18 protein-coding genes and 2 tRNA genes are annotated in these 24,500 nt (G+C 75.0%); 14 read left to right on the top strand and 6 right to left on the bottom strand.

Features of this window, described 5'->3' with window-relative positions:
- From ACTWP5_RS28875 to ACTWP5_RS28855, 5 genes are all read left to right on the top strand, one after another.
- Positions 1-1,324, top strand: a 1,324-nt coding sequence (locus ACTWP5_RS28875; RefSeq protein WP_443224100.1) for a tetratricopeptide repeat protein, incomplete at its 5' end; no start/stop codon positions are given.
- A gap of 223 nt (positions 1,325-1,547) precedes the next feature.
- A complete protein-coding gene (locus ACTWP5_RS28870; protein WP_443224099.1) occupies positions 1,548-2,213 on the top strand; it encodes an RNA polymerase sigma factor in 666 nt (221 codons plus the stop codon).
- On the top strand, positions 2,197-3,054 hold the full coding sequence (locus tag ACTWP5_RS28865) for a hypothetical protein (RefSeq protein ID WP_443224098.1): 858 nt from the start codon (positions 2,197-2,199) through the stop codon (positions 3,052-3,054). The genes ACTWP5_RS28870 and ACTWP5_RS28865 overlap by 17 nt, the downstream gene beginning before the upstream one ends.
- Positions 3,055-3,225: 171 nt before the next feature.
- Entirely contained in the window at positions 3,226-3,546 is a 321-nt protein-coding gene (locus ACTWP5_RS28860) for a hypothetical protein (RefSeq protein WP_443224097.1), read from the top strand.
- 326 nt (positions 3,547-3,872) lie between these two features.
- Positions 3,873-4,472, top strand: a complete 600-nt coding sequence (locus ACTWP5_RS28855) for a SigE family RNA polymerase sigma factor (RefSeq protein ID WP_443224096.1) — start codon at positions 3,873-3,875, stop codon at positions 4,470-4,472.
- 98 nt (positions 4,473-4,570) lie between these two features.
- Here ACTWP5_RS28855 and ACTWP5_RS28850 read toward each other — a convergent pair whose 3' ends face one another.
- Both ACTWP5_RS28850 and ACTWP5_RS28845 read right to left on the bottom strand, forming a co-directional pair.
- Positions 4,571-8,191, bottom strand: coding sequence for a PAS domain-containing protein (locus tag ACTWP5_RS28850; protein ID WP_443224095.1), 3,621 nt, complete (start codon positions 8,189-8,191; stop codon positions 4,571-4,573).
- Between the two features lie 203 nt (positions 8,192-8,394).
- Positions 8,395-8,862, bottom strand: coding sequence for an SSI family serine proteinase inhibitor (locus ACTWP5_RS28845; RefSeq protein ID WP_443224094.1), 468 nt, complete (start codon positions 8,860-8,862; stop codon positions 8,395-8,397).
- A 217-nt stretch (positions 8,863-9,079) separates the two neighbouring features.
- On the opposite strand from ACTWP5_RS28845, the gene ACTWP5_RS28840 reads away from it, so the two are divergent.
- Positions 9,080-9,172, top strand: a tRNA-Ser gene (locus ACTWP5_RS28840).
- Positions 9,173-9,356: 184 nt separating this feature from the next.
- Positions 9,357-9,429 (top strand) — tRNA-Arg (locus tag ACTWP5_RS28835).
- Between the two features lie 174 nt (positions 9,430-9,603).
- On the opposite strand, the gene ACTWP5_RS28830 is transcribed toward ACTWP5_RS28835, so the two are convergent.
- Positions 9,604-11,196, bottom strand: a complete 1,593-nt coding sequence (locus tag ACTWP5_RS28830) for an MFS transporter (RefSeq protein ID WP_443224093.1) — start codon at positions 11,194-11,196, stop codon at positions 9,604-9,606.
- 180 nt (positions 11,197-11,376) lie between these two features.
- Between ACTWP5_RS28830 and ACTWP5_RS28825 the strand changes: the two genes are divergently transcribed.
- Entirely contained in the window at positions 11,377-12,102 is a 726-nt protein-coding gene (locus ACTWP5_RS28825) for a TetR/AcrR family transcriptional regulator (RefSeq protein WP_443224092.1), read from the top strand.
- 55 nt (positions 12,103-12,157) lie between these two features.
- On the opposite strand, the gene ACTWP5_RS28820 is transcribed toward ACTWP5_RS28825, so the two are convergent.
- Positions 12,158-15,619 carry an AfsR/SARP family transcriptional regulator gene (locus ACTWP5_RS28820; protein WP_443224091.1) on the bottom strand — a complete coding sequence of 1,154 codons (3,462 nt, stop codon included), beginning with the start codon at positions 15,617-15,619 and terminating at the stop codon, positions 12,158-12,160.
- A 160-nt stretch (positions 15,620-15,779) separates the two neighbouring features.
- Here ACTWP5_RS28820 and ACTWP5_RS28815 point away from each other — a divergent pair, with 160 nt between their 5' ends.
- On the top strand, positions 15,780-16,715 hold the full coding sequence (locus tag ACTWP5_RS28815; RefSeq protein ID WP_443224090.1) for an NAD(P)-dependent oxidoreductase: 936 nt from the start codon (positions 15,780-15,782) through the stop codon (positions 16,713-16,715).
- Between the two features lie 93 nt (positions 16,716-16,808).
- On the opposite strand, the gene ACTWP5_RS28810 is transcribed toward ACTWP5_RS28815, so the two are convergent.
- Positions 16,809-17,756, bottom strand: coding sequence for a hypothetical protein (locus ACTWP5_RS28810; protein WP_443224089.1), 948 nt, complete (start codon positions 17,754-17,756; stop codon positions 16,809-16,811).
- A gap of 186 nt (positions 17,757-17,942) precedes the next feature.
- Here ACTWP5_RS28810 and ACTWP5_RS28805 point away from each other — a divergent pair, with 186 nt between their 5' ends.
- Positions 17,943-18,239 carry a hypothetical protein gene (locus ACTWP5_RS28805; protein WP_443224088.1) on the top strand — a complete coding sequence of 99 codons (297 nt, stop codon included), beginning with the start codon at positions 17,943-17,945 and terminating at the stop codon, positions 18,237-18,239.
- 104 nt (positions 18,240-18,343) lie between these two features.
- On the opposite strand, the gene ACTWP5_RS28800 is transcribed toward ACTWP5_RS28805, so the two are convergent.
- Complete coding sequence (locus tag ACTWP5_RS28800; protein WP_443224087.1) at positions 18,344-18,562, bottom strand: DUF2277 domain-containing protein; 219 nt, start codon at positions 18,560-18,562, stop codon at positions 18,344-18,346.
- A 259-nt stretch (positions 18,563-18,821) separates the two neighbouring features.
- Here ACTWP5_RS28800 and ACTWP5_RS28795 point away from each other — a divergent pair, with 259 nt between their 5' ends.
- The 4 genes from ACTWP5_RS28795 (at position 18,822) to ACTWP5_RS28780 (ending at position 24,496) form a co-directional block, all read left to right on the top strand.
- Positions 18,822-19,790 carry a pectate lyase family protein gene (locus ACTWP5_RS28795; RefSeq protein WP_443224086.1) on the top strand — a complete coding sequence of 323 codons (969 nt, stop codon included), beginning with the start codon at positions 18,822-18,824 and terminating at the stop codon, positions 19,788-19,790.
- Positions 19,791-19,991: 201 nt separating this feature from the next.
- Positions 19,992-23,654, top strand: a complete 3,663-nt coding sequence (locus ACTWP5_RS28790) for a substrate-binding domain-containing protein (protein WP_443224085.1) — start codon at positions 19,992-19,994, stop codon at positions 23,652-23,654.
- Between the two features lie 94 nt (positions 23,655-23,748).
- Complete coding sequence (locus ACTWP5_RS28785; RefSeq protein WP_443224084.1) at positions 23,749-23,997, top strand: DUF6186 family protein; 249 nt, start codon at positions 23,749-23,751, stop codon at positions 23,995-23,997.
- Between the two features lie 40 nt (positions 23,998-24,037).
- Positions 24,038-24,496, top strand: a complete 459-nt coding sequence (locus ACTWP5_RS28780) for a DUF6256 family protein (protein ID WP_443224083.1) — start codon at positions 24,038-24,040, stop codon at positions 24,494-24,496.
- Positions 24,497-24,500 lie beyond the last annotated feature (4 nt).

The following is a 24,500-nucleotide window of genomic DNA, read 5'->3' as shown; positions in this document are numbered from 1 at the left end:
GCTGCGGGCGTACGCGGCCGAGCTCGCCGCCGAGACCGACGGCCCCACCGAGCGGGCCGAGGCCCTGGCCCGCCTGCTGGACTACTACCTGGCCACCGCCTCCAGCGCCCTGGACGCCATCGCGCCCTACGAGGCGTACCGCCGGCCGAAGCCGCCGGCCTGGCCGGGCGAGGCCCCGCCGTTGACCGACCACGACCAGGCCCTGCGCTGGCTGGACGCCGAACGCGACACCCTCCTGGAGATCGCCCACCACGGCGACCACGCCTTCACCATCGACCTGGCGAAGACCATCTGGCGCTATCTCGACATCGCCGGCTACGGCGAGGAGTCGATCGCGCTCTGCACGGCGGAGCTCCACGCCGCCCAGGCCCTCGGCGACCTCCTGTCGGAGGCCCACGCGCGGGTGCACCTGGCGCTGTCGGTGAGCAGGACGGGCAGGGACCACGTCGCGGCGCTGTCCCACAGCCGTCGGGCGATCGCCATCTACGAGGAGGCCGACGAGCCCGAGTGGCAGGCCATCGCGCGCAACAGCCTCGGCATCACGTTCGTCAGGCGCGGCGAACTCGCGGACGCCGTCACCCAGTTCGAGCGCGCACTGGAGCTGAACGGCACCGAGGGGCCGTGGCCGGCGCGCCGCGCCGCCCTGGTCAACCTCCACTACTGCCTCATGGGGTTGGACCGGCCCAGGGAGGCGCTGACGTACATCGAGGAGGCCGCCGTGCTCTGCGAGCGGCACGGCGACGAGACCAACATGTCCAACGTGATCCTCGGCCTCGCCGAGACCTGGCACACACTGGGCCGCGACGACCGGGCCAGGGACCACGCCGAGCGCAGCCTGGACCTGGCCCGGAAGACCGGCTACCGCGGCGTGGAGGCCGACGCCCTGTGCCTGCTGGGGAACCTCGCCCGCGACGAGGGCGACCACGAGGGCGCGATCCGTCACCAGGAGGAGGCCGTCACGCTGGCCCGCGCCATCGGTGACACGGACTCGCTCGCCGCCCGCATCAGCGACCTGGCCTTCACCCACGCCGCCGCGCGCCACCACACCGAGGCACTTCGGCTGTACCGTGAAGCTGTCACCGTGGCCACCGGGGCCGGCAACCGGAGGGAGCAGGCCGACGCGCACGCCCGCCTCGCCGCCTTCCACGCCGAACGCGGGGAGCGCGACGCGGCACGCGAGCACTTCGGTCAGGCCCTCGAACTGTACGAGACCCTGGGCCTGAACCAGGCCGCGGACGTCCGGGCCCAGCTCGAACAACTCGAACAGCTTGAACCACAGGAGCAGTTCGAGCGGCCCGAGCGGCCGGAAGCGCTGGAGAAGTGATCAGTGTCAGGGGACGGAAGAGATCCGTTCCGAATGTTTTCGGTCGCGTCGATGCACGACAGGTCGTCGACGGTCGCTATAAGAAGAGAGGGCGCGTGCGCGGCCTTCCCGGGACGCCGTCGACGGCGCCCCGACGACGAGCAGGAGAGGACCCCAGGGTTTTCGTGAACGCATTAGTGGCCTCCGCCATCGCCGGCGGTGTCGCGCTCCGGGAGGTCCGCCCGTGACCGACGCGTCGCCCGACATCCCACGAACCAGCGTCGCGCGCCAGTCGAACGCGCAGCTCTCGCCCCTCCCCGCCGACTTCCGCGCCTTCCACCAGCTCTACCGCCCCGCCTACGTGCGCTGGGCCGAGCTGTACCTCGGTACCAGGGCCGACGCCGAGGAGGCGGTGGACCGCACGTTCGAGCAGCTCGCCGCCGACTGGCGGGAGGTGCTGAGCCGCGACAGCCCCGCCGGCTACGCCTGGACCATCCTCAAGCACCGCACGATCGACGCCGCCCGCGCCCGAGGCCGCCGGCCGGTGGTCATGGACACCGCGGCGTTCGAGACCAGGGCGCTGCACACCGCCGTCGATCCCATCGGCGAGCTGGAGGAGAGCCTGAGCATCTACCAGGCGATCCGGGAGCTGCCCGAGCGGCAGCACGACGTGATCGTGCTGCTGTACTGCATCGGCTACACCACCGCCGAGACCGCCGACATCCTCGGCATCAGCGTGCCGGGGGTCCGTTCCACCGCCCGGTACGCCCGGCACCGCCTGAAGGAGGCCCTGGGCCTGGACCAGGAGACGGGCGGGGCAACGCCGTTCGTGCCCCAGGCAAGGCAGCCCGAGGCGACAGACGTGACAGAGGTGAAACGGAAGGGGGGCGACGATGGGGACACCCGCTGAGCAACTGGTGGAGGCGGCACTGGCCCGCGCCGTGCTGCGGCCCCGTCCGTACTCCGAGCAGGAGATCGAGGCCGCCGAGACGCGCATCGCGGCCCGCCTGGCGAACCGGATGCTCCAGGACGCCCTGTGCCTGGACGACGAGGTCAGGGAGGGCATCGGCGACGGCCACACCCACGGCCACGCGCAGCCCCACCCCCACGGCCACGGGCCCGGCGTCGTGCCCCTGCCCACCGCGGCCCGGGAGGCCCGCCTCCGCCGCCCCTGCGGCGTCGGCGGCGTCGGCGGCGCGGCGGCCCGGTGGATGAGCGAGGCGGAGCGGCACCTGACGATGCTCTGCCGGACCGTCGTGGAACGCGACGGCGCGTTGCAGCACATGGCGGCCTTCCTCGCGCGGCGCATCCCGCAGCCGGCCGGCGCCCGCGTCCTCGGCTGCGTGCTCCAGCTCGCGGGCCGCGAGGACAGCGCCCGCTTCTGGTGGCAGTTCGCCGCGGGAGCCGGCGACGCGGCGGCGGCGTACTGCCTCTACCTGCACCACCTGACGCTCGGTGAGGCGTGGGAGGCCGAGCTGTGGCACCGGCAGGTCCTCCCCGGGCCGCCGCCGGGCGACTGGTCGGACGACGGGGACGCGGAGGGCGACCCGGAGGAGGACGGCAGCAGCCCGAGGCTCGTCCTGCGCGTGCTGACGGGGCTTCGCGGCCCCGGCGGGGACTACCTCACGGCCCGCGCCGCGGCGGTGCTCCACTACGTGCCGGGCGCCCTGCACTTCGTCGACGAGCTGGAACTCCCCCTCCCGGCGGCCGACTTCGCCGAACGGATCGAGGAGCTGACCGAGTCCGCCTGACACCTGTTCGGCCGCGTCCCTCGTGTGGGCGAATCGGCGAGGAACCCAGCGTTCGCGTCGCCGTCGTGGGCAACTCTGGTTGCGCGACGTCGCGCTCTCCGGAAAGGCGGGTGGCCACCCGCCCTTCCGACCGCTGCACTCTCGATTCCGATTCACGGAGGAACCCAGTCAATGGCTAGCATCCGCACCACTCGCGCCCTCGCGGCCCTCGCCGCGTTGCCCCTGGCGTTCGGCGTGATGGGGGGCGTCGCCCAGGCCGCCATGCACCCGACGGCCGCCGGGGCCCAGGAGACGATCATCGGCACCGTCGGTGGCACCGGGGTGGGGCACGAGGGGAACTCCAACGCCACCGTGCAGACCGCCGGCGGCTCGGGCTCGAACCAGAACAACAGCGCCAACGTCATCGGCTCCGGCGACCCCCACATCCAGCAGCACAACACGGACGACGACGTCGTCGTGGTCTTCGAGAGCCCCTACGGCGGCGGCCGGTGAGCGGCCGGTGAGCGGCGTCCGTCGACGGCGTGCGGGACCAGCCGTCGACGGACGTGACGGAAGGGGTCAGGCCGCACGGCCGCACCTGTCGGGTGCGGCCGTGCGGTCGTCTTCGTGGCCGCGTTCCGGCCGTCCCCGAGACGGCCGTCGCCGCGGTCGTGTGACCGTGATCATCAGGTGAATCCCTGAGTCCCCCTGAGCGCCGGAAGAAGGAGCCTCCACCTCTGGGAGGTGACCCCCGCTCCCCCTCTACACCCTGGGGCGGATGCCTCATCGAGACCTCTGGCCGATCCGCGCGGGGGGCGATGCCTCCTAGTTTGGTAGGCATGACCACGCCCAGGAACGCAGAGGCACCGGCACCGGCCTCGGGAGGGTCGGAGCAGCCGCCCACCTTCACGTCGTACGTGCGCGACCGCGGGCCCGTGCTGCTGCGCACGGCCCGTTCCCTCACGGCCAACCCCAGTGACGCCGAGGACCTGCTGCAGACCGCCCTCACCAAGACCTACCTGGCGTGGGACCGGATCGAGGACCACCGTGCCCTGGACGGCTACGTCCGGCGCGCCCTGCTGAACACGCGCACCTCCCAGTGGCGCAAGCGACGCGTCGACGAGTACGCCGTCGAGGACCTGCCCGAGCCGGACCCGCTCCCGGACCCCGACCCCGCCGAGCAGCAGGCCGTGCGGGACGCGATGTGGCGGGCGGTCCGCAAGCTGCCGGTTCGGCAGCGCGCCATGGTCGTCCTCCGGTACTACGAGGACCTGAGCGAGGCGTCGACGGCCGAGGTGCTCGGCGTCTCCGTCGGCACGGTCAAGAGCGCCGTCTCCCGCGCGCTGGCGAAGCTGCGCGACGACGCGGAGCTGGCGGAGGTCGCCCGGCCCCAGGCCCGGCCCCGGATGCTCCAGAGCCGCCAGGCCATCGCGGCCTGAGCCCGGCCCGGCCGGACCGGACGGGCCTCGCCCGCCTCGGGTCCGCGTGCCCGCCGCCGGGCCGCTCGCCCGCCGGCCGACGCGCCTCTCCCGGGACGCTACTGGGCGCCGATCTTGGTCAGCAGGTCCACGATCCTCGACTGCACCTCGGGGTGGGTCGAACGCTCCGCGAGGAAGAGCACCGTCTCCCCGGACGCGAGCAGCGGCAGCTGACTCGGGTCCATCTCGGCCGCGGTGTACACGACGAACGGGGTGCGGCTGAGCATCCCGTTGACCCGCAGCCAGTCGATGATGCCGGCGCGGCGCCGCCGAACCTGGTTCAGGTCCATCACCACGAGGTTCGGCCGCAGCTGCTGCGCCATCTCCATCGCGGCGGCGTCACTCGGCGCGTGCGCCGCCTGCATGCCGCGTCGCTCCAGCGAGGCCGCCAACGCGCCCGCGATCGCCTCCTCCTCCTCGACCAGGAGCACGCGGGGCGGGTGCTGCTCGCTGTCCCGCGGCGCCAGGGCCTTCAGGAGGACGGCGGGGTCGGCGCCGTACGCCGCCTCGCGGCTCGCCTGGCCCAGGCCGGCCGTGACCAGCACCGGCACCTCCGCCGCCACGGCCGCGGCGCGCAGCGACTGGAGCGCGGTGCGGGTGATCGGTCCGGTGAGCGGGTCGACGAAGAGCGCGGCCGGGTACGCCGCGATCTGCGCGTCCACCTCCTCGCGCGAGTGCACGATCACCGGCCGGTAGCCGCGGTCGGTCAGGGCCTGCTGGGTGGAGACGTCCGGCTCGGGCCAGACCAGCAGCCGCCTGGGGTTGTCCAACGGCTCGGGCGGAAGCTCGTCGTCGGCCGGCTCGGGCAGCCGCAGACCGCGTCCGCCGCTGCTCTGCTCGGCGGCGGCCTGGCCGGCGAACTGCCCCTGGCCCGGGACGCCCTGCCCCTGGGGCCCCGCCAGGAGGCCGCGTCCGTTGCTCTGGGCGTGTCCCTCGGTGATCTCCACCGCGCCGTTCGGGCCGTCCAGCGGCTCCGGGCCCTCGACGCCGTCGGCGGCGGGGGCGCTGATCGCGAACTCGCGACCGCCGCCGCGCTGCGGCAACGGGGGTGGCGCCGGGGCGGGAGTCGGAGTCGGGGCCGGAGCCGGGGCTGACGGGGCGCCGGCGGCGGGCGTGGGGCCTGCCGGAAGCGGCGCCGGAGGCGCGATCCTGTGGTCGTCCTCGGCGGGCGGCGCGGCCAGCTTGCGCCGCCGCGTGGGCGTGGGGCCGGGCGCCGGCAGGGCGGGGATCGCCGCCGCCGACGCGGGCCGAGGCTGCGCGGGGCGCGCGACCGGGACGCGTGCCCCGAGGGTCTGCACGCTCACGCCGGGGAGCGAGCGGGGATCGGGGGCGCCGCGATCGCTGCCCGGCATCGGCAACGGCCGCTCCTGGCGCGGGGACGGCGTGCGGGGAGCGCTGCCGTCGAGGATCGGGCTCGCGGCCACCACCGGATGAGCCACGGGCGGCGGCTCCTCCCCCTCCGCCGTTCCCTCCTGGCCCTGCTGACCCTGCTGGCCCTCCGGCTGACCCTGGCCGGCCTCGGCCTCCAGCGCGGGCACGGGCGAGGGAGCGGGCAAGGCCGCGAGGGCCGGCTCCAACGCCGCCGCGCCCGTCGGCTCGGGAGCGGGCGGGGCGGGCGGGGCGGGCGGGGCGATCGCGGCGGAGCCGGCGCCGCCGTCGGGGGCGGGAGGCGTCGGGCCCGCCTGGGCCAACTGGGCCGCCTGGGCCTGCTGCTCGGCCTGGGCACGACGGCGTCGCCGACCGGTGGGCTGGTCCGTCGCGGCCTGGTCGGGGATCTGCGCCGACTCGGCCTGGGCCGGGGCCAGCGCGCGGCGGCGGCGCCCGCTGCCCCCCACGGTGGCCGGGGCCTCGCCCTGCTGCGGCGACGGCGCCTGGGGCTGCTCACCCAGTGGCTGTGGCTGTGGCTGTGGCTGCGGCTGTGATTGCGGTTGCGGTGGTGGCTGGGGTGCCAGCGCGTGGTGGTGCCCGGACGTGTCGTCCCCGCCCGGCACCGGCCCTATCTCCTCCGGCCCCGCCTGCTGCTCCGGCCCGGCCGCCTGGCCCGTCCCCGTCCCCGTCGCCGGCACCGGCTGCGGCTGCGGCTCCGGCGTCGGAGCCGCCGTGCCGCGCGCCGGCTGGGACGGCACCGGCATCACCGTCGTGTCCCCGCTGCCCTCGCGCGCCGGGGCGGCGGCCGGACCGACGGACCCACCGGCCGCGACCGGCACCTCCAGCACGTACGTGCAGGTCCCGGCGCCGCCCTGGCCCGGCACGTCGTGCGTCTGCACCACGCCGCCGTGCTGCCCGACGATGCCCCGGACGATCGGCCCGTGCACGGGGTCGCCCCCGGGGTAGGGCCCGCGCACCTCGATGCGCACCACCTCGCCGCGCTGCGCGGCGGCCACCACGATCGTGGAGTCGCCGCCCGGCGCACCGCCCGGCGTGGCCTGCTGCCGGCCCGTGGCGTCCACGCCCGCGACGTCCGCCACCAGGTGCGCCAGCGCCTGCGCCATCCGCTCCGCGTCCACCTCCGCCTCGATCGGCGGAACGTGCACGGCGATCTGCGCGCGGCCGGGACCGATCAGCTCGGTCGCGCCCTCCACGGCCGTCGCCACCACCTCGTCCAGCGGGACCAGGCGCCGTTCGAGCTTCTCCAGGCCCTCGTCGAGGCGCTGGAAGCTGAGGACGTTGTCCAGCAGCGTCGACATCCGGCTGTAGCCGGCGGCGAGGTGGTGCAACACCTGGTTGGCCTCGGGCCACAGCTGGCCGGCCGAGTCGGAGGCCAGCGCGGCGAGCTCGCCGCGCAGCTCCTCCAACGGGCCGCGGAGCGAGTCGCCGAGGACCGACAGCAGCTGGGCGTGGCGCGCGGCGAGCGCGTCGTAGGGCCGGCGGTCGGTGAACGCGAGGACCGCGCCGACGAGCTGGTCGCCGTCGCGCACCGGCGCGGTGGTGAGGTCCACGGGAACGGCGCGGCCGTCCCTGGTCCACAGCACCTGGCCGCGCACGCGGTGCTTCCGGCCGGAGTGGAGGGTGTCGTGGAGAGGGGTCTCCTCGAACGCCAACGGCGAGCCGTCGGCGCGCGAGTGCTGTATCAGGGGGTGCAGCTCCTGCCCGCCGAGCTGGCTGGCGCGGTGGCCGAGGATCTGCGCGGCGGCCGGGTTCACCAGCACGATCCGGCCCGCGACGTCGACCCCGACGACGCCCTCGGAGGCGGCGCGCAGGATCATCTCCGTCTGCCGCTGCTGGCGCACCAGCTCGGCCTCGGTGTCGAGGGTGCCGGACAGGTCCCGGACGACGAGCACGAGGAGTTCGTCGCCCGAGTAGTCGTCGGCGAAGGCCGCCTCGATGGAGGAGGCGTACGCGTAGGGGGTGTGACCCGCGTTGAGGCCGGCGCTCGTCACCTCGACGTGGAGCTCGACGCCGTCGGTGCGCCGAGCGACCATGCGCGTCGGTCTGGTGCGGATGGTGGGATCGTCGTCGGGCCGGCGCATGGACCCCGGGATACGACGCGGGTCGAAGTCCGGGATGATGTCCAGGAGTCCGCGCCCGACGAGAGGAGCGCCGGGCGCCTGGAGGGTCTCCACGGCGATGGCGTTGGCGTTGACGACGGTGCCGTTGCCGTTGACCAGCAACAACGCGTCAGGCAGCGCGTCGAGTATGGCGGCGAGGCGAGCAGCGCCCCTCGCTGGCCTGCTGCTCACGACGTCGTTCCTCCCTTGACCACGAGTGCTTCGCGCACGACCCCGTGCGTGTCCTGAGGGGAGTCTACGGGCAGCGCTCCCGGGCGCGATGGTCCCTTCGAAAGAACGCGATTCAGGCGTGATCAGGCCCGATCACGCCTGATGTGGTCCAAACAACCGCAAACCGCGACGAGAAGGAATGCTGCCCCTGATCGTTTCCCTCCTCAGGAGGTGTGTCCGCCGATGCGGGGCAGCGCCGGCACGAGGCGGTCCCAGCGCGCGATCTCGCAGCCGTTGCTCCGGTCGAAGGTGGCGCGGACCGGCTGGCCGTTCCAGGAGCCGGTGACCTCGGCCGTCGCCTCGCCGCCGTAGACATAGGTGCACATGGCGTTGGACGGGGTGGCGGCGAAGGGCTCCTCAGCCTGGCCGATCGCGTCGCACGCCTCGCGCGGCTCGGGGTGGGTGCCGCCGGTCGGGGAACACGACAGCTCGTAGGTGCCGTCCTGGTCGCCCGCGCCGCTGACGGTGATCATCAGGTGGTGGGTCTGCGAGCGCGCCGGGCGGAGGAGGTCGCTCGGGATCCCCTCGGTGCCGACGCTCGCCGCGGCGGGGGTGGCGGCCAGGGCGACGACGGCGGCGGTGGCGGTGAGGGCGGCGGTCAGACTGACGGCCAGCGGGGTGCGCAGCGGCATGACGGTGCTCCGAATCGTTGGAGGTGAGCGTGGGCGAGGACGGCCCGAACGGCTCCTGACGGCCGGCGACCGTTCCTCTCTGTCAACGCTCCCGTACGCGGCGCGTCCCGCAACTCAGGACCCGCGAGGTTCCCCCCTTAGAGTGGATTCGGATTGGCTGCATCCGGCGGGACTGTGGCATCATTTGCACGCACGCGCCGCTCACGCTGCTGTGCGAGGAGGCTTCGCCTAGTCTGGTCTATGGCGCCGCACTGCTAATGCGGTTTGGGGTAACCCCCCATCCCGGGTTCAAATCCCGGAGCCTCCGCCACCCTCACCACATGATCGTGATCCACGGGATCCATCGCAGGCCCTGGCCCCTCGGCCGGGGCCTTTGCGCTGGTCAGCGGGTGGTCAGCGGGGGAGACCGGGCGTCGGGCACTAAGCGATTTCATCCCCGGGCGAGGGTCATGTACGCTGGTCCCGCATCCCAGCAGAGGCCACGGTCTCGCTGAGCGCTCGTAGCTTAACGGATAGAGCATCTGACTACGGATCAGAAGGTTGGGGGTTCGAATCCCTCCGAGCGCGCAGGTCAAAGCCCCGTTCCATGATCGGAACGGGGCTTTCGCGTTGTGTGCGGTGGCGGAGTGCCGCGACGCCGCCGGCTGTTCGCCTGCTCGCGGCGGCTGACCTCCCCTCCCGCCCCCACGCCGTGCGCCACGCGCACGGCGCGTTCGCCGAGGTGCGCGTGGCCGCCCTGCTCTACTCGTGGCTCTCCTCGTGCCCGCGGCGACCCCCCGCGAGAACCACGGCGACGAGCACCGCGGCCAGCGCGACGAGCGCGGTCCCCACGCCGGCGACGACCCGCAGCCCCTGCGTGATCGCCTCGTGCACCGCGTCGAGGAGCGCCGGGCCGCCCGTCGTGAGCCGTTCGGCCGTGGTGACGCCCTCGTGGGCGTCCGGTCGCGCCGCCGCCATCGCCGCCTCCGGCACGCCGGGCGGCGGATCGTCGGGGAGCGCGGCGCGGTAGGCCAGGGTGCCCACGGCACCGCCGACCGCGACCCCGAGCGCGGTGCCGAGTTCGCCGCTCACCTCCTGGGCCGCGGCGGCCGAGCCGGTCTGCGCCACCGGCGCGCTGGAGATGATCAGGTCGCTGACCAGGGCCATCGCGGCTCCCTGCCCCAGGCCGGCGAGCGAGAGGGCGCCAACGAGCAGCGCCAGCGGCGTCTGCGGGTCGGCGAGCGCGAGGAGCAGCGCCGCGCCGAGTGCGGCGAGCACCAGACCGGCCGTGACGACGACGGCCGGTCGCAGCCGCGCGCCGAGCGCGGGCGCGAGCATCGCGCCGGCGACGTTCAGCACGATGTAGGGCAGTGTCCACAGGCCGGCGCGCAGGGGGGAGAGCCCGACGGCCCACTGGAGGTACTGGGTGAAGAGGTAGAACATTCCGACGAGGCCGACCCCGACGAGCAGCAGGGTCGCCAGTGACGCGCCGACGCGCGGGTTGGTGAGCAGCGTGAGGTCGAAGAGGGGGTGGCGCAGCCGCCGTTGCCGGTGGACGAAGACGGCGAGGACGAGCACGCCGAGGGCGGCGACCGCCAGGTTCCGGCCGACCGCACCGGCCCCCGAGCCCTGCGACTCGTGGCCGGCCGCGAGCTCCTGTAGGCCGTAGACGACGCCGAGGACGCCGACGACGGAGAGCGCGACGCTCGGCAGGTCGAGCGGCGTCGTGACGCGTTCCGTGCGCTCGGGCAGGAGCCGTCGGCCGGCGAGCACGAGCAGCGCCGTCGGGGGCACGTTGATCAGGAAGACGGCGCCCCACCAGAAGTGCTCCAGCAGGAACCCGCCCACCACGGGGCCGAGGGCGCCTCCCACGGAGAAGGCGCTGAACATGATCGCGATCGCCAGGCGGCGCTGGCCCTCGTCGCGGAACATCACGCGCAGCAGGGAGAACAGCGACGGCATCAGGGTGGCGCCAGCCACGCCCAGCAGCGCCCGTGCCGCGATCAGCGTGGCGGGGTCGCGCGCGAGGGCGGCGACCACCGAGACCGCGCCGAAGGCGGCCGAGCCGACCAGCAGCAGGCGGCGGGGGCCGACGCGGTCCCCGAGGCGGCCCATCGTGACGAGGAACCCGGCGATGAGGAAGCCGTAGACGTGCGAGATCCACAGGGTCTGGGAGGCGCTGGGCTCCAGGTCGGCGCTGAGCGTGGGGAGCGCGAAGAACAGCACGGTCAGGTCGATGGAGAGGATCAGCATGGGCAGGACGAGCAGCGCCAGTCCCGCCCAGTCGCGTGCGGTGGCGCGCTCCGCGACCGTTGGCGCGGTGGCGTCCTGGGGAGGGGGAGGGTTCGTCTGCATGGCGGGGCCTCGTTCCCTGGGAGGGATGCGGGATGGCGATTCGTTCCGTGTCGTAACGTAACGTTTCTCGGGGTGGGGACGCAACGCCTCCGCCGCATGCGCTGCCGGAGGCGCGACCCGAGCTCGTGGTCGCCCCGTTGTGACGGAACGTCACGAAAGCGCCCGGTAGCCTGGTGGGCCATGGCGGAGGCACGCAACTCGGCGGCGAAGGGCACCACCGGTCGCCCACGTGACCAGCACATTGACGCGGCCGTGATCGCGGCGGCCCTGGAGACGCTCGACGAGCACGGCTACCAGGGCCTGTCCGTCGAGGAGGTGGCGCGACGCGCCGGCACCTCCCGTCCCGCCATCTACCGGCGCTGGTCCGGGCGGGCCCCCCTCGCCCTGGCTGCCATCGCCACGCGGCTGGACGTGCCCACCCCGCCCGACTCCGGGTGCACCCTGTGCGACATCGCCGAGAGCTTCAACGTCTTCCTCGCCGCCTACCGCACCATTCGGCCCGACGTGTTGAGCACGCTCCACGCCGACTGCGCCAGCGACGCCGAGCTCAGCGCCCGCTACCTGGAGACCGTCATCGAGCCGTCCCGCCGGGCCGTCGCCCACACCCTCGACCGCGCCATCGCCCGGGGCGACCTGCGCGCCGACGTCAACCGGCGGCTGCTCCTCGACATGGTGGGGTCCCTGGTGCACTACCGCGCCACGTTCGGCCGACGGCACCTGAGCGACGAGGAGGCCGCGCAGGCCGTCGAGGCCCTGCTCAGGGGGGCCGCCGTCGACTATCCGGCGCTCGTCGAACACAGCGAGGCGTTGGAGCGGCACCACGCCCATCCGTCCGGTGGCCCCGCACGCCACGGCGAGGTGTCCGCCACGGACCCGCCCGCGGCACACCGGACGGACGTGGGCTGACACGAGGGACGTGCGCTGAGCGCGTGGGCTCGGGGCGCCGCGCGCCGACCGGGGTCTACCTCGCCTGACGGACCTGCGTCCCCTCGGGGTTGTCGCCGGCCCCGGTCGATCCCTCGTCTTGCCCGGGGAGGGCCGCCTCCCGTCGCGGGGTGTCCGGCCGGAGGGCTTCCGGCCGGAGGGCTTCTGGCTGGAGGGCGTTCGGACGAGGAACGTCCGGACGAGGGGCGCCCCGTCGGAGGGCGGTCGCGTACGTCGAGGTGAAGCGGTCGTCGCCGAGGGCCGCGCGGGCGAGCGTGGTGGTGCGGTCCACGTCGCCGCGTTCGGCCGGGGGGAGCGGGGCGCCGGCGGACTGGCGGGTGGCGGCGGCGGTGGCCAGCAACGTCGTGGCCCGCTCGTGGCGACCGGCGGCGGCGTGGGCGGCGGCGAGGCCCTCCAGCGCCAGCGCCACGGCGCGCGGGTCGCCCAGCCGCCGGGCCTCGGCCAGCCCCTCCTCGTGCAGGGCCAGCGCGGCGTCCGCCTCGCCCCTGAGCTCCGCGACGAAGCCGAGTTCGGCCAGGACCAGCGTCAGACCGGGACCGTATCCCGTCGAGGTGAACCAGGTGCGTAGGCGCCGCAGCCGTTCCTCGGCGCCGTCCAGGTCGCCCGCGCGGCGGGCTCCGAGGGCGAGGCCGAGGTCGGCGGCGGCCTGGCCGGGACGGAAGTGGCGCTCGGTGGCGAGGTCCAACGCCCGCTGGTGGAACGCCTCCGCCCCGGCGTGGTCGCCCGTCAGCTGCGCGATCCGGCCCAGGCCGCACAGGCGGTGGACGGCGACGGCCGACAGGCCGAGGTCCTCGGCGATGGCGAGCCCCTCGCGGTGCAGCGCGGCCGCCCGCGCGTGGTCCCCGGCGATCTCGGCGAGGGAGGCGAGCGGGAAGACCGTCTGGGAGACGCCCCAGTCGTCGCCGAGTTCGCGGAAGAGGCGGGCGGCGCGTTCGCCCTGTTCGCGGGTGGCGGCGAGGTCGCCCCGGGCGAGGGCGTGCCGCGCCAGGACGCTGAGGGACGCCGCCTCGCCCCAGAGGTCGCCGAGGGCGCGGAAGCCGGCGAGGGCCTGGCCCGCGAGGTGTTCGCCGCTGGCGACGGTCGCGGTGCCGAGCTGGGCGTAGGCGAGGAACCACCGGGCCAGGGCGACGTCGGCCCTGTCAGCCCTGTCGCTCGTGGAGGGGAGGGCGAGGGTGGGAACGGGAGTGGGAGCGGGGGCGGGGGCGGAGGACTCGAGGAGGCGGATGCCGGCCTGCCAGGCGAGGGCCCGCGCGACGTCGGGCGTCGGGGCGGCGGCCGTGTCGGCCGTGGCGGCCGTGGCGGCTGCCAGGGCACGGCGGAACGACCGCCGCGCCTCCGCGAAGCGGCCGCGCAGCACCCAGTACCACGCCAGGCCGTTGACCAGCCGCAACGCGGCCTCCGGCGGGGTGGACGGACCGCCGGGGACAGGGCCGGGGTCGAGGGTGAGGTCGAGGGCGCGGCGAAGGTTGCCGCTCTCCGCGTCGAGCAGGGCCAGCCAACGTCGCTGCTCCCGCCCGCGCAGCGACGGCGTCGCGCGCTCCACCAGCCCGACGTGGTGGCGGACGAAACGGGCCCGGGTGTCGGCCTCCTCCCCCGCCTCGCGCAGGCGGGCGGCGCCGAACTCCCGCACCGACTCCAGCAGCCGGTACCGCGGCCCGTCCACCCGGTCCTCCAACATCACCAGCGACCGGTCGACGAGCCGCCCCAACAGGTCGAGCACCTCGCCCGCCACGACGGCCCCGCCCGCGCAGACCTCCTCGGCGGCCCGCAGCCCGCACCCGTCCACGAACGCCGACAGTCGCCGCAGCACCGCCCGTTCGGCCTCGCCCAGCAGCTCCCAGCTCCACGCGAGCGTCGCGTACAGGGTCCGCTGCCGCGCCGGGGCGTCGCGGTACCCCTGCGTCAGCACGCTGAAGCGGTCGTCGAGGCGGGCCAGCAGCCCGTGCAGGCCGAGCGTCCGCACGCGCGAGGCGGCCAGCTCCAGCGCGAGGGGCAGGCCGTCGAGGCGGCGGCAGATCCGCGCGACGGTCTCGGCGCTGGCGGGCGGCGTGGCGACGCCCGCGCGGGCGAGGAAGAGCGCGGCCGCGCTGGGCTCGTCCAGGGGCGGAACGGGGCTGATCAGCTCGCCGCCGATGCGCAACGGCTCGCGACTCGTCGCCAGCACCCGAAGCCCCGGCACGCCCCGCAGCAGCGCCTCGGCGACCTCGGCGACCGGTTCGACGAGCCGCTCGCAGTCGTCGAGGACGAGCAGCATCCGCCGGTCGCGCAGGAGGCCGGTCAGCCACGCCACGAGCCCCGGGGCGTCGTCGGTGCCGCCCTCCTCCCGGATCTCCAGTGCCTCGGTCACCGCGCACAGCACGGCCGCGACGCCGTCGGACGGGGCGTGGCCGGAGGAGGTGAGACCGGAGGGGGTGAGAGGGGTGAGAGCGGACGGCTCGACGCCGGAGAGGTCGACGAGCCAGACACCGTCGCGGGCCTCCCGCCCGTCCTGCTCGCGGAGCCGGCGCGCGGCCTCGACCGCGAGCCGGGACTTTCCCACGCCGCCGGGCCCGGTCAGCGTCACCAGCCGGCCGCGGCGCAGCAGGCCGCGCACCTCGGCGAGGGCGGCGTCCCGGCCGACCAGTCCTGTCAGCGGAGCCGGGAGGTTCGTCGGCGGTGCGGTCGGTGTGGCCGGTGTGGGGGGTGTGGCCGGGGCGGTCGGCGTGGTCGGGGCGGGGGTGCCGTCGTGCCGCAGGATCGTGTCGCGCAGCGCCGTCAGCTCCGGCGCCGGGTCGAGGCCCAACTCGGTGGCGAGGCGTCGTCGCACCTCGCCGTAGCTGCGCAGCGCCTCGGCCTGCCGTCCGGCGCGGTGGAGCGCCCGCATGTGGAGGGCGCGGAGGCGTTCGCGCAACGGGTGCGCGGCCACGTGCTCGGCCAGCTCACCGGCGAGGGCGCGGTGTTCGCCCAGCTCCAGCCGCGCCTCGAACAGGTCCTCCAGCGTGGTGAGGCGCTCCTCCTCCAGGCGCTCGACGGCCGAGCCGCGTGCGAAGACCCCGGTGGCCTCCTCCGCGAAGTCGGCGAACGCCGGCCCGCGCCACAGCGTGAGGGCTTCGGCCGCCAGCTCCGCCCGGCGGTCGGGCCCGGCGACGGCCCGCGCCCGCCGCGCCAGGGACACGAAGCGACCCGCGTCGACGTCCTGCCCCGGGTCGACGTCCAGCGCGTAGCCCGCCGGCCCGGAGACGACGCGGCTGCGCCCCGTCCCCGGCTCGGCCCGCTCCAGCGTGCGGCGGAGCTGGGAGACCCTGCCCTGGAGCGCGTTGGCGGGGTGGCGGGGCAGGCGCGTGCCCCAGAGGTGGTCGACGAGGCGGGTCGTGGAGACCGGGTGGCCGGGATGGAGGAGGAGGTGGGCCAGGAGCGCGCGAACCTTCAGCTCCGGGACGGGCACCGGCGTGCCGTCCGTCCCCCAGACGACGAGCGGGCCGAGGACCCCGAAGCGCATGCGGCCACCCTACGGCAGGGGCGACGCGCTGATCGGCGGTCCGGCGGTGGCCCGGGTGGGGTCCTACCCGTGGTGGTGCGGCACTGGTTCGCGGCGTCTCGGCAGTAGTTCGGCAGTGCTTCGGCAGCGAACCCACAGTCCCCGCCGTCACCGTCGCCGTATGGACACCACGCACGACACCATCGCGACACAGACGCCATCGCCAACGCCGCCCCCGACCCGGGTCCGGGTCCCGGTCACGGTCATCGGGCTGGGGAACCTCGGCCGTGCCCTCGCCCTCGCGCTCCTCGAACGCGGCCACCCCACGACGGTGTGGAACCGCACGCCCGCGAAGGCCGACCCGCTCGTCGCCCAGGGCGCGCGTCGAGCCGACAGCGTCGCCGAGGCGGTCACCGCCAGCGAACTCGTCATCGTCTGCGTCCTCGACCACGACGCCGCGCACGCCGCCGTGACCCGGGCCGTCGACGCGCGGCCGGACGCGTTCGCGGGCCGCGCCCTGGTCAACATCACCTCGGGGACGCCGGAGACCGCCCGTTCGATGGCCGACTGGGCCGCCGACCACGGCGCCGCCTACCTCGACGGAGCGGTCTACGCCGTCCCCCAGACCATCGGCACGCCCGAGGCGTTCGTGCTCTACAGCGGCTCCCGGGCGGTCTTCGACGCCCACCACGAGACGCTGGACGCCGCGCTGGGCGGGGGCGTGTTCGTCGGCGAGGACCCCACGCTCGCGTCGGTGCAGGACATGGCCGTGCTCAGCGCCATGTACGGGATGTTCGCCGGCTTCTTCCACGGCGTCGCGCTGGCCCGGACCGAGGGAGTCCCTGCGGCGGAGATCGCCCGCCCGATGGTCCGCTGGCTGGTCGAGGCGGCCCGGACGCTGCCCTCGTTCGCCGAGGAGATCGACGCGGGGGACTACGCGACGGAGACCTCCAGCCTGGACATCAACCGTTGGGGGCTGGACGCGATCCTGACCGCGAGCCGTGCGAGGGGAGTGGACGACCGGCTGCTGGCGCCGCTGCTCGACCTCTTCGAACGGCAGGTGGCCGAGGGCCACGGTGGCGCGAGCCTGACGCGGGCCATCGAGTCCTTCGCCTGACCGGCGGCGCCGGCACTGGCCACGGCCTGTGATCACACGACGGCCTGCCCCGCCGCGAGGCGGAGCAGGCCGGTCGGGGGATGTCGGTCGCGGCTACGGGTTCTCGAAGAGGTCCTGGGCGGTGGTGGCGGTCAGGGCGCGGTCGTACCAGACGTCGATCGTCGCCTCGTCGGCGCAGGCCATCACGCGCTCGCGCACCTCCGGGGGAACGTCGACGCCGCGCTTCTCCAGGATGCGGAGCACACCCTCGGCGTGGCCTGCGGCGCGGCCCTCAGCGCGGCCCTCAGCGCGGCCCTCAGCGCGGCCCTCGGCGTGGCCTGCGGCGTGGCCCTCGGCGTGGCCCTCGGCGAGGAAACGCCCGATGAGTTCGGAGTGGCGGAAGAGGGAGAGGTCGGTGCTCATCAGGTCCTTCCAGAGCGGAGCGGCGGGGGTCTTGTTCAGGCCGAGTTCCGCCAGGACGGCGTAGACAGTGGCCTGTTCCGGGTCAAGGGTCTCCAGCGCGGCGGACAGTGCCTTCAGTATCGCACCGACAGCCTCGTGGGAGCTGTGGGTGATGGCGGCCAGGGTGGCCAGCGGCACGTCCTTCGCGGCCATGGCGGGCTCGGTGATGACGGGCAGGGTGCCGGGGCCGAGGACGAGGGGGCGCAGGGTGAGCGTGGGCCAGTTCGGGAGACCGAGGGTGGCGGAGGTCCCGGCCCATTCCGCGGTGGCGCGGTCACGACAGACCACGAGGAGCACGACGGGAAGCTTGTACCGCGCGTGGAGATGGGCGACGTAGTAGGCCCAGCTCCACGACTTCTCGTCGTCCTTCCGGGTCTGGGCCTCGACGGCCAGTAGGTATCTCGTTCCCTCGGTGTCCTCGATTCTGAGCAGGGTGTCCACTCGACGTTCGACGGGCTTGGCCTCGGTGAGGTCGGTGGGCATGACGTCCACCGTCTCGGGGTCGGCGAAGTCGATGCCCCGTGCGCGGAAGGCGCGCGCGAAGATTCCGGGATCCTCCTGGAAGATGCGGTGCATCGCTTCATGGGCGGAGTTGACCATGGAAGGGAAGCTAGGCGGACGATCCGATGGTCGGCGGAGGTTTGCCGTGATCTTCACCCGTATGGGTGGTGTGAACGCCGGAGAGGCGTGAGGCGGCTGGCCGGGTCGTTGGTGCGGACGGGGGACGACGCGGCGTGTCGCGTCGTCCCTCCGTGGCGCGTTCCCGATCCGGAGAGCTGGAGAGACGTGGCGTACGCCTGCCCCTCGTGTGAGGCCGACAAGACCGTCGTCGTGCTGTTCGGGGAGGAGGGTTCCTTCCCGTATCCGTGTCTGCGGTGTGCGTGGGTGCCGCGGTGGCTGCCCGCCGCGGCGGTGCAGCGGGCGAACGCGCCGTGCCCGACGCGGGGGTGCGACGGCTCGGTGTGCGAGGTGTACGTGTACGACCGAGGCCGGGAGCTGCGGCAGGTGCGGCACGAGCCATGTGGGCAGTGCTACGGAGGCGGCGAGGCGAGGTCGCGGGGCGTGGCCTCCGGCTGGGTCTAGGCCTCGGCCGGGCGGCCGGGGGCCCGTGAGGATCCAGCGGGCAGGCCCTGGTGAGGGCCCTGGTCAGGGCCCCTGCGCCTGCTCTCGGCCTGGGCGCCCCGGGGTCAGCCGCGGGCCGTGCCGCGGACGTGCAGGCCGTCGAGGAGGCGCTGGGTGGCCTCGGCGATCTCGGTGACGGCCGCGTCGAACACCTCCTGGTTGTGCGCGGCGGGGGCGCGGAATCCGCTGATCTTCCTCACGTACTGGAGGGCGGCGGCGCGGACGTCCTCGTCGGTGGCCTCGGGCGTCATGGGCGGGCGGAGCGTCTTGATACTGCGGCACATGGGGCCAGTGTCGCACCCGCCTCTGACGGAGCCGGGGGACGTAAAAGTCCACACACTCACCGTCATCGTCCACAGCGCTCGTCCTAGCATCGCCGTGCGATGGGGTGGGTGCTGGCGCGGGACAGCACCTCGTTTCTCCGTTCTCCCCCACGAACCCCCACCAGCCCCCACGACCCGCGCTCCCCAACAGCGCTCACGCACGCCCCCACGCACCCCCACACAACCCCCCACACACCGGATGGAGACTTCCATGCCACCCATGCGCAGGACGAGCGCACGGCTGAAGCTGGGCGGCGCCGTCGCCGTGGTCACCGCCGCCGCGACCGTCGGCGGGCTCACCGCCTGGAGCGGCAACGCCGCGGAGGCGGAGCCGCAGACGCTCGCCGTCGGCTCGCCCGAGGGCTACGGCGCCGGCACCACCGGCGGCGCGGGCGGCGACGTCGTCCAGGTGTCGAGCGAGGACGCCCTCGTCTCGGCGCTGGAGACCGACGGCCCGCTCCAGATCGAGGTCACCGGCACCATCGCGCTGAGCGACGCGGTCGACGTGACGTCGGACAAGACGCTCATCGGCTCCGGCACCTCCGGCGTGATCTCCGGTGCCACGCTGAACGTCAGCGAGGCCGACAACGTCATCATCCAGAACCTCACGTTCCGGGACTCCGACGACGACGGCATCAACGTCGAGTACTCCACGAACGTCTGGATCGACCACAACGACGTCACCGGCGCCTCCGACGGCGGCATCGACATCAAGCGCGCCTCGGACAACATCACCGTGTCCTGGAACCACATGTACGACCAGGACAAGAACATGCTGCTGGGCCACGACGACGACAACGGCTCGGAGGACAGCGGCCGGCTGCACGTCAGCTACCACCACAACTGGTTCGACGGCACCAACCAGCGCAACCCGCGCGTCCGCTTCGGCAACCCGGTGCACGTGTACAACAACTACTACGACAGCGTCGGCAGCTACGGCGTGGCCTCCACGCAGGAGGCCGGCGTGCTCGTCGAGGGCAACTTCTTCGAGAACACCGAGGACCCCTTCCACCTCGGTGAGGGCGACTCCCCCGGCGGCTCGCTCGTCGCCCGCGACAACGAGTTCAGCAACTCCGGCGAGGGCGAGCAGGGCGGCTCGGTGAGCAACCCGAGCTACGGCTACGACCTCGACCCGGCGTCGGAGATCCCCGGCATCGTCACCGCGGGCGCGGGCGTCGGCACCATCTGACGCCCCCGCGACCGCCCACCAGGGGTCCCACCCCAGGCCCGCCCGGACAAGGCAACCAACACGGACTCGGCTCGACGACGTTCGACGGAGCTCGATGATGTTGGGTGGTGCCGACGGCCTTGTCCGGGCTTCGGCCTGTCGCTATCGTCCTCGCCACGTGACGCCACGCGTCAGGCGTTTCTTCGGGAGCGAGGCAGCCCCATGGCGGAACGCGGACCCGCCACGTCGCGGGCGCCGAGGCGGCCCACCGTCGGGCTGGTCACGGCCAACATTCACCTGGGCGTCGGCGCCACGCTGTGGGCCGGCGTGCTGGAGGCGGCGGAGCGCAACGACGTCGACCTCGTCTGTTTCCCCGGCGACCCGCTGCGGCCGGGCGGCGCACCCCGCAACGGGCTCTACGACCTCATCGACGCCGACCTCGCCGCGATCCCCACGGCGGCTCCCGCGGCGGGTCCCATGGCGGCTCCCGCGGCGGGTTCCACGGCGGCCCTCACGGCCGTCCCGACAACGGGCCTCGACGGCCGGGCCGGCCCCGGCGCCGCCGGCGGCGGCTGGCCGAGGCGGCTGGACGGCGCGATCTGCTGGACCTCGACGCTCGGCCCCGAGGCGGAGGCCGAACGGCTGCTCGCACGGCTGGCCGGGCTGCCCGTCGTCAGCCTCAACCGGACCCTCGGCGACCACCCCGACCACGAGACGCTGCTGCTGGACTCCTACTCCGGCATGCGCAAGGCCGTCAGCCACCTGGTGCGGGCGCACGGCCGGCGCCGCCTGGCCTGCCTGCGCGGCCCGCTCGCCAACCCCGTCTCCGTCAACCGCTACCGCGCCTACGCCGACGCCCTCGCCCACCACCACATCCACCACGACAGGTCCCTGGTCGCCGCCTCCGTGGACTTCGCCAACGGCGCCGGCGCCTCCGCCATGCGCGTGCTGGTGGACGTGCGGGGGCTGCGGCCGGGCACGGACTTCGACGCCGTCGTGGCCTGTAGCGACGTGCTCGCCGCCGACGCGTTGCGCTTCCTGGCGGGGCGCGGGGTGCGCGTGCCGGAGGACGTCGCCGTCATCAGCTTCAACGACTCGCAGGAGGCGCGGCTCGCCGATCCGCCGCTGACCTCCGTGGCCCTGCCGTTCGCCGAGCTCGGCGCGCTCGCGGTGGAGACGTTGCTCGCGCGGCTGCGCGGCGAGCCGCCGCCGACCCGCCGCGCCGTGCCGGGGACGCTCGTGACGCGCCGCTCGTGTGGCTGCCACTCGCCGCTCGTGACGCAGGGGGAGCCGGACGGCGGTGACGACGAGGGCGGCGGCACGGGCACCCGGACGGGCAGCCGGACGGGCGCCGACGCGGGCGCGGAGGACGCGGCCGGCGCGGCCGGCGCCGACGCGAGCGCGGCCGTCGGGGACGGGGTGGCCGGCGTGGCCGGCGGGACCGGCCGGTGGTCGGTGCGGCTGCCCGAGGCCAGCGACGCGCTCCTCGACGCGCTCCGCGCCGACCTCGCCGCCGGCCACGGCGTCGCCTTCCTCGGCCTCCTCGAACGGCACCTCGACGGCTGGATCCACACCGCCGAGGACGCCGCCGCCTGGGACCGCGCCCTGCTGCGCCTGCGCGCCGCCGGGAACGGCGACGCGCGCGCCGAACGGCTGCTGGGGCAGGCCAGGCTGCTGGTGGCCGACAAGGCCCGGCGGCTGCTGGAGTACGAGCGGTGGGCGCGCGAGCAGGAGGCACGCCGGCTCCGCGAACTCGGCACGGCCCTCACCACGGCCGTGGACACCGACGCGATACGCGCCGCGCTCGACCGCCACCTTCCCGGCCTCGGCGTCGCCGGCTACCGGCTGGTGCTGGGCGACGGGCTGACAGGCGAGCGAGGCGGGCGGAGCGGCCAGGGCGACGGTCCGACGGGCGAGCGGGACGCACGAGGCGGCCGGGAGGCGGGCGGGCGCGGCGGCGACATGAACGGCCGCGACAGGCACGGCGGCGACGAGGCCCCCGCCGCGCGGCGCACGACCGTGCTGGAGCCCCTGCACATCGGCGACGAACGCCTCGGCCACGTCGTCTTCGACGCCGGCCCGCGCGAGCGCGCCGCCCGCCAGGGCGCGCTCTACCGCGCCCTGGGTGACCAGATCTCCGCCGCGCTCAAGGGTGTGCGGCTCTTCACCGAGGTGCGCAGCGCCCGCGACGCCGCCGAGCGGGCCAGCCAGTTCAAGACCCGGCTGCTGGACAACGCCACCGACGAGCTGCGCACCCCCGTCGAGGCGATCCTGCGCTCCACCCGCGACCGCGACCCGGCGACCGCCGAGGAGGCCGGGCGCCTGCTGCGCCTCATCGACGACCTGCTGGACCTGACCCGTTCCGAGATCGACGCCCTCGACCTGAGCCTCCGGCTCCTCGACCCCCGCCCGCTCCTGGCCGGGACCTTCGCCGCCCAGGCCCGCCCCGGCTGGCGCCTGCGGCTGCCGCCGCGCCTGCCCGCCCTGCGCGCCGACGCGGCCCGTCTGCGGCAGATCACCGGCGGCCTGCTCACCGCCGCCACGGGCCCGGCCACCGCGCTGGCCGCCGACGCCGACGCCGACCGGCTCCACGTCCGCGTCACCAGCCCCGACCTGGTCATTCCCGCCGGGCCCCCGGGCGAGGAGGAACGGTTCTTCCAGCCCTTCGCCTCCGGTGAGCGCGGCAGCCGCCTCGTGCTGGCCATCGCCCGCCGCCTCGCCGTCCTCCACGGCGGCTCGGTCACCCTGCTGCGCGACCCCGCCCCCGGCTTCCACCTGGAGCTGCCGCTCCCCACGCCCGCCGAGCCGGCCGGCGGGCCGCCCGCGCCGCAGGCCCTGGCGTCGGGCCGGGGCACGGTGCTCCTCGCCGCCGGCGGGCACACCCCCGAGGAGGTCAACGCCCTCGCGATCCGCCACGGCCTGACCGTCCGCCACCTCCACCCCGACGACGACGTCGCGACGCTGACCAGCGGCGCGGGGCCCGCCGCCGTCGTCTGGCAGACCGAACGCGCCACCCCGCAGGAGTGGGCCACGCTGCGCCGCCTCCACGACCACCCGGCGCTGCGCCACACCCCGTTCCTCCTCTACGGCCCCGTGCCGGGCGAGGAGCCGCGCGACCTCGGGCAGGCGCTGCACGCCTCCCGCCCCTCCGGCCTCGCCGAGCCCGCCGTCATCGCCGACGGCTCGGCGGCCTCGCGCGAGCGCCTGCGGGCGCTGCTCACCGGCGTGCTGCCCGGCCGCCCGGTGCGGGCCGCGGCCGACGGCACCGCCGCCTGCGCGCTGTTCGAGGAGGAGGACCCCGGGCTGCTGATCGTCGACCGGGCCCTCGCCGACATGGACGGCTTCGAGCTGGTCGAGCGGCTCAGCGAGGCCACGGGCCAGCCGGGCGTGGGCTCCGTGCCGGTGCTGATGCTCAGCGCCAGCGGCTTCACCGAGCAGGACGCGCGGCGCGCCGAGCGCCACCCGGCGCTCGTGCTGCTCGGCCGCGACGTGCTCACCGACGAGGAGACCGCGCGGCTGCTGACCCGGATGCTGGAACGCGCCCGCACCGACCCGGTGGCGCAGCGCGGCCACGCCCCCGTCCGGCACGCGCTGGCCTACCTGGAGCAGCACTACCGGCACCGGTTCTCGCGCTGGCAGGTGGCGCAGGTCGCCGGGGTCAGCGAGGACCACCTCGGGCGGCTCTTCCACCGCGAGCTCGGGGTGACGCTGTGGGAGTACCTGACGCGGCTGCGGATCCGACGGGCGAAGGAGCGGCTCCAGCGCAGCGACGACAGCGTGCAGGCGGTCGCCCGCGCGGTCGGCTTCCACGACCGCGCGTACTTCAGCCGCGTCTTCCGCAAGGTCACCGGGATCGCGCCCCACGCCTTCCGCGACGCGTCCTGACGCGTCCTGACGGGCCCGACACGACACCCGGTGGCGCGTGTCGCGGGCGTGTCGCAGGCGTGGCGGCGCGCCGGGCGTGACGGACGATCGGGCCATGACCCAGCTGACACAGCACCAGGGGATCGGCTACGCGGTGTGGGCGGCGCTGTTCGGCGCGCTGTTCGTGTGGGAGGGGGTCGGGCTCGTCCGTTCCGACGACGGCTATCCGACGCTCAGCGACGCCGTGGACGCGGTGATGCGCTACCCGGTGGCGCGGTGGGCCCTCTTCGCGCTGTGGCTGTGGTGGGGGTGGCACACCTTCGTGCGCGGCTGGCACTTCCTGCTGCGCGGCCCCGTCGAGTAGCGGCGAGAGGGAGAGCGGGAGAGCGGGAGGGCACGGCGGCGTGGACGTCGTCACGATCGTGGCCGTCATGGGCGCCGGGTACGCGCTGCTCATGGCGCTGCTGGCGTTCGGCCTGCGGGCGGGAGCGGCGGGGGCGGCGGGCCGGACAACGGGCGCGGCCGGCCGGCGGGCGCCCCGCCGGGTCCCCGCCGGGCGGTGGCGGCGTGGCTGGCCCGGCCTGGTCCGTCAGGTGGCGGGCACGGTGGTGGGCGGCTGGCTGCTGCTGGTCGCGGTGGTCGTCGGGTACTACCACGGCGTCGCCGGGCTCGGTGGCGGCTTCCTGGGGGAGGCGTTCACCGGCCTGACGTGGCTGCTCTGCCTCGTGCTGCCGCCGCTGTTCGCCGCCTCCTGGCTGGAGGACCGGCTGCGCCGTCGGCGCGGCCGGCGTGGGAAACCCGGGCGGGGGGACGGCATCGGGGGAAAACGGGTGGGAGGGCCCGACGGGCGGGCGTTACGGTGATCCG

Origin of the sequence: Streptomyces sp. 4N509B, assembly GCF_052245655.1 — a bacterium.
Taxonomy (GTDB): Bacteria; Actinomycetota; Actinomycetes; order Streptomycetales; family Streptomycetaceae; genus Streptomyces.
Note: the sequence above shows the minus strand (reverse complement) of the source record. Positions and strands in the feature narration are given on the sequence as shown.

Excerpts from the sequence above, each read along its gene's own strand:
- ACTWP5_RS28865 (WP_443224098.1), top strand. The coding sequence starts at position 2,197 with ATGGGGACACCCGCTGAGCAACTGGTGGAGGCGGCACTGGCCCGCGCC.
- ACTWP5_RS28860 (WP_443224097.1), top strand. The coding sequence starts at position 3,226 with ATGGCTAGCATCCGCACCACTCGCGCCCTCGCGGCCCTCGCCGCGTTG.
- ACTWP5_RS28855 (WP_443224096.1), top strand. The coding sequence starts at position 3,873 with ATGACCACGCCCAGGAACGCAGAGGCACCGGCACCGGCCTCGGGAGGG.
- ACTWP5_RS28845 (WP_443224094.1), bottom strand. The coding sequence starts at position 8,862 with ATGCCGCTGCGCACCCCGCTGGCCGTCAGTCTGACCGCCGCCCTCACC.
- ACTWP5_RS28830 (WP_443224093.1), bottom strand. The coding sequence starts at position 11,196 with ATGCAGACGAACCCTCCCCCTCCCCAGGACGCCACCGCGCCAACGGTC.
- ACTWP5_RS28825 (WP_443224092.1), top strand. The coding sequence starts at position 11,377 with ATGGCGGAGGCACGCAACTCGGCGGCGAAGGGCACCACCGGTCGCCCA.
- ACTWP5_RS28820 (WP_443224091.1), bottom strand. The coding sequence starts at position 15,619 with ATGCGCTTCGGGGTCCTCGGCCCGCTCGTCGTCTGGGGGACGGACGGC.
- ACTWP5_RS28815 (WP_443224090.1), top strand. The coding sequence starts at position 15,780 with ATGGACACCACGCACGACACCATCGCGACACAGACGCCATCGCCAACG.
- ACTWP5_RS28810 (WP_443224089.1), bottom strand. The coding sequence starts at position 17,756 with ATGGTCAACTCCGCCCATGAAGCGATGCACCGCATCTTCCAGGAGGAT.
- ACTWP5_RS28800 (WP_443224087.1), bottom strand. The coding sequence starts at position 18,562 with ATGTGCCGCAGTATCAAGACGCTCCGCCCGCCCATGACGCCCGAGGCC.
- ACTWP5_RS28795 (WP_443224086.1), top strand. The coding sequence starts at position 18,822 with ATGCGCAGGACGAGCGCACGGCTGAAGCTGGGCGGCGCCGTCGCCGTG.
- ACTWP5_RS28790 (WP_443224085.1), top strand. The coding sequence starts at position 19,992 with ATGGCGGAACGCGGACCCGCCACGTCGCGGGCGCCGAGGCGGCCCACC.
- ACTWP5_RS28785 (WP_443224084.1), top strand. The coding sequence starts at position 23,749 with ATGACCCAGCTGACACAGCACCAGGGGATCGGCTACGCGGTGTGGGCG.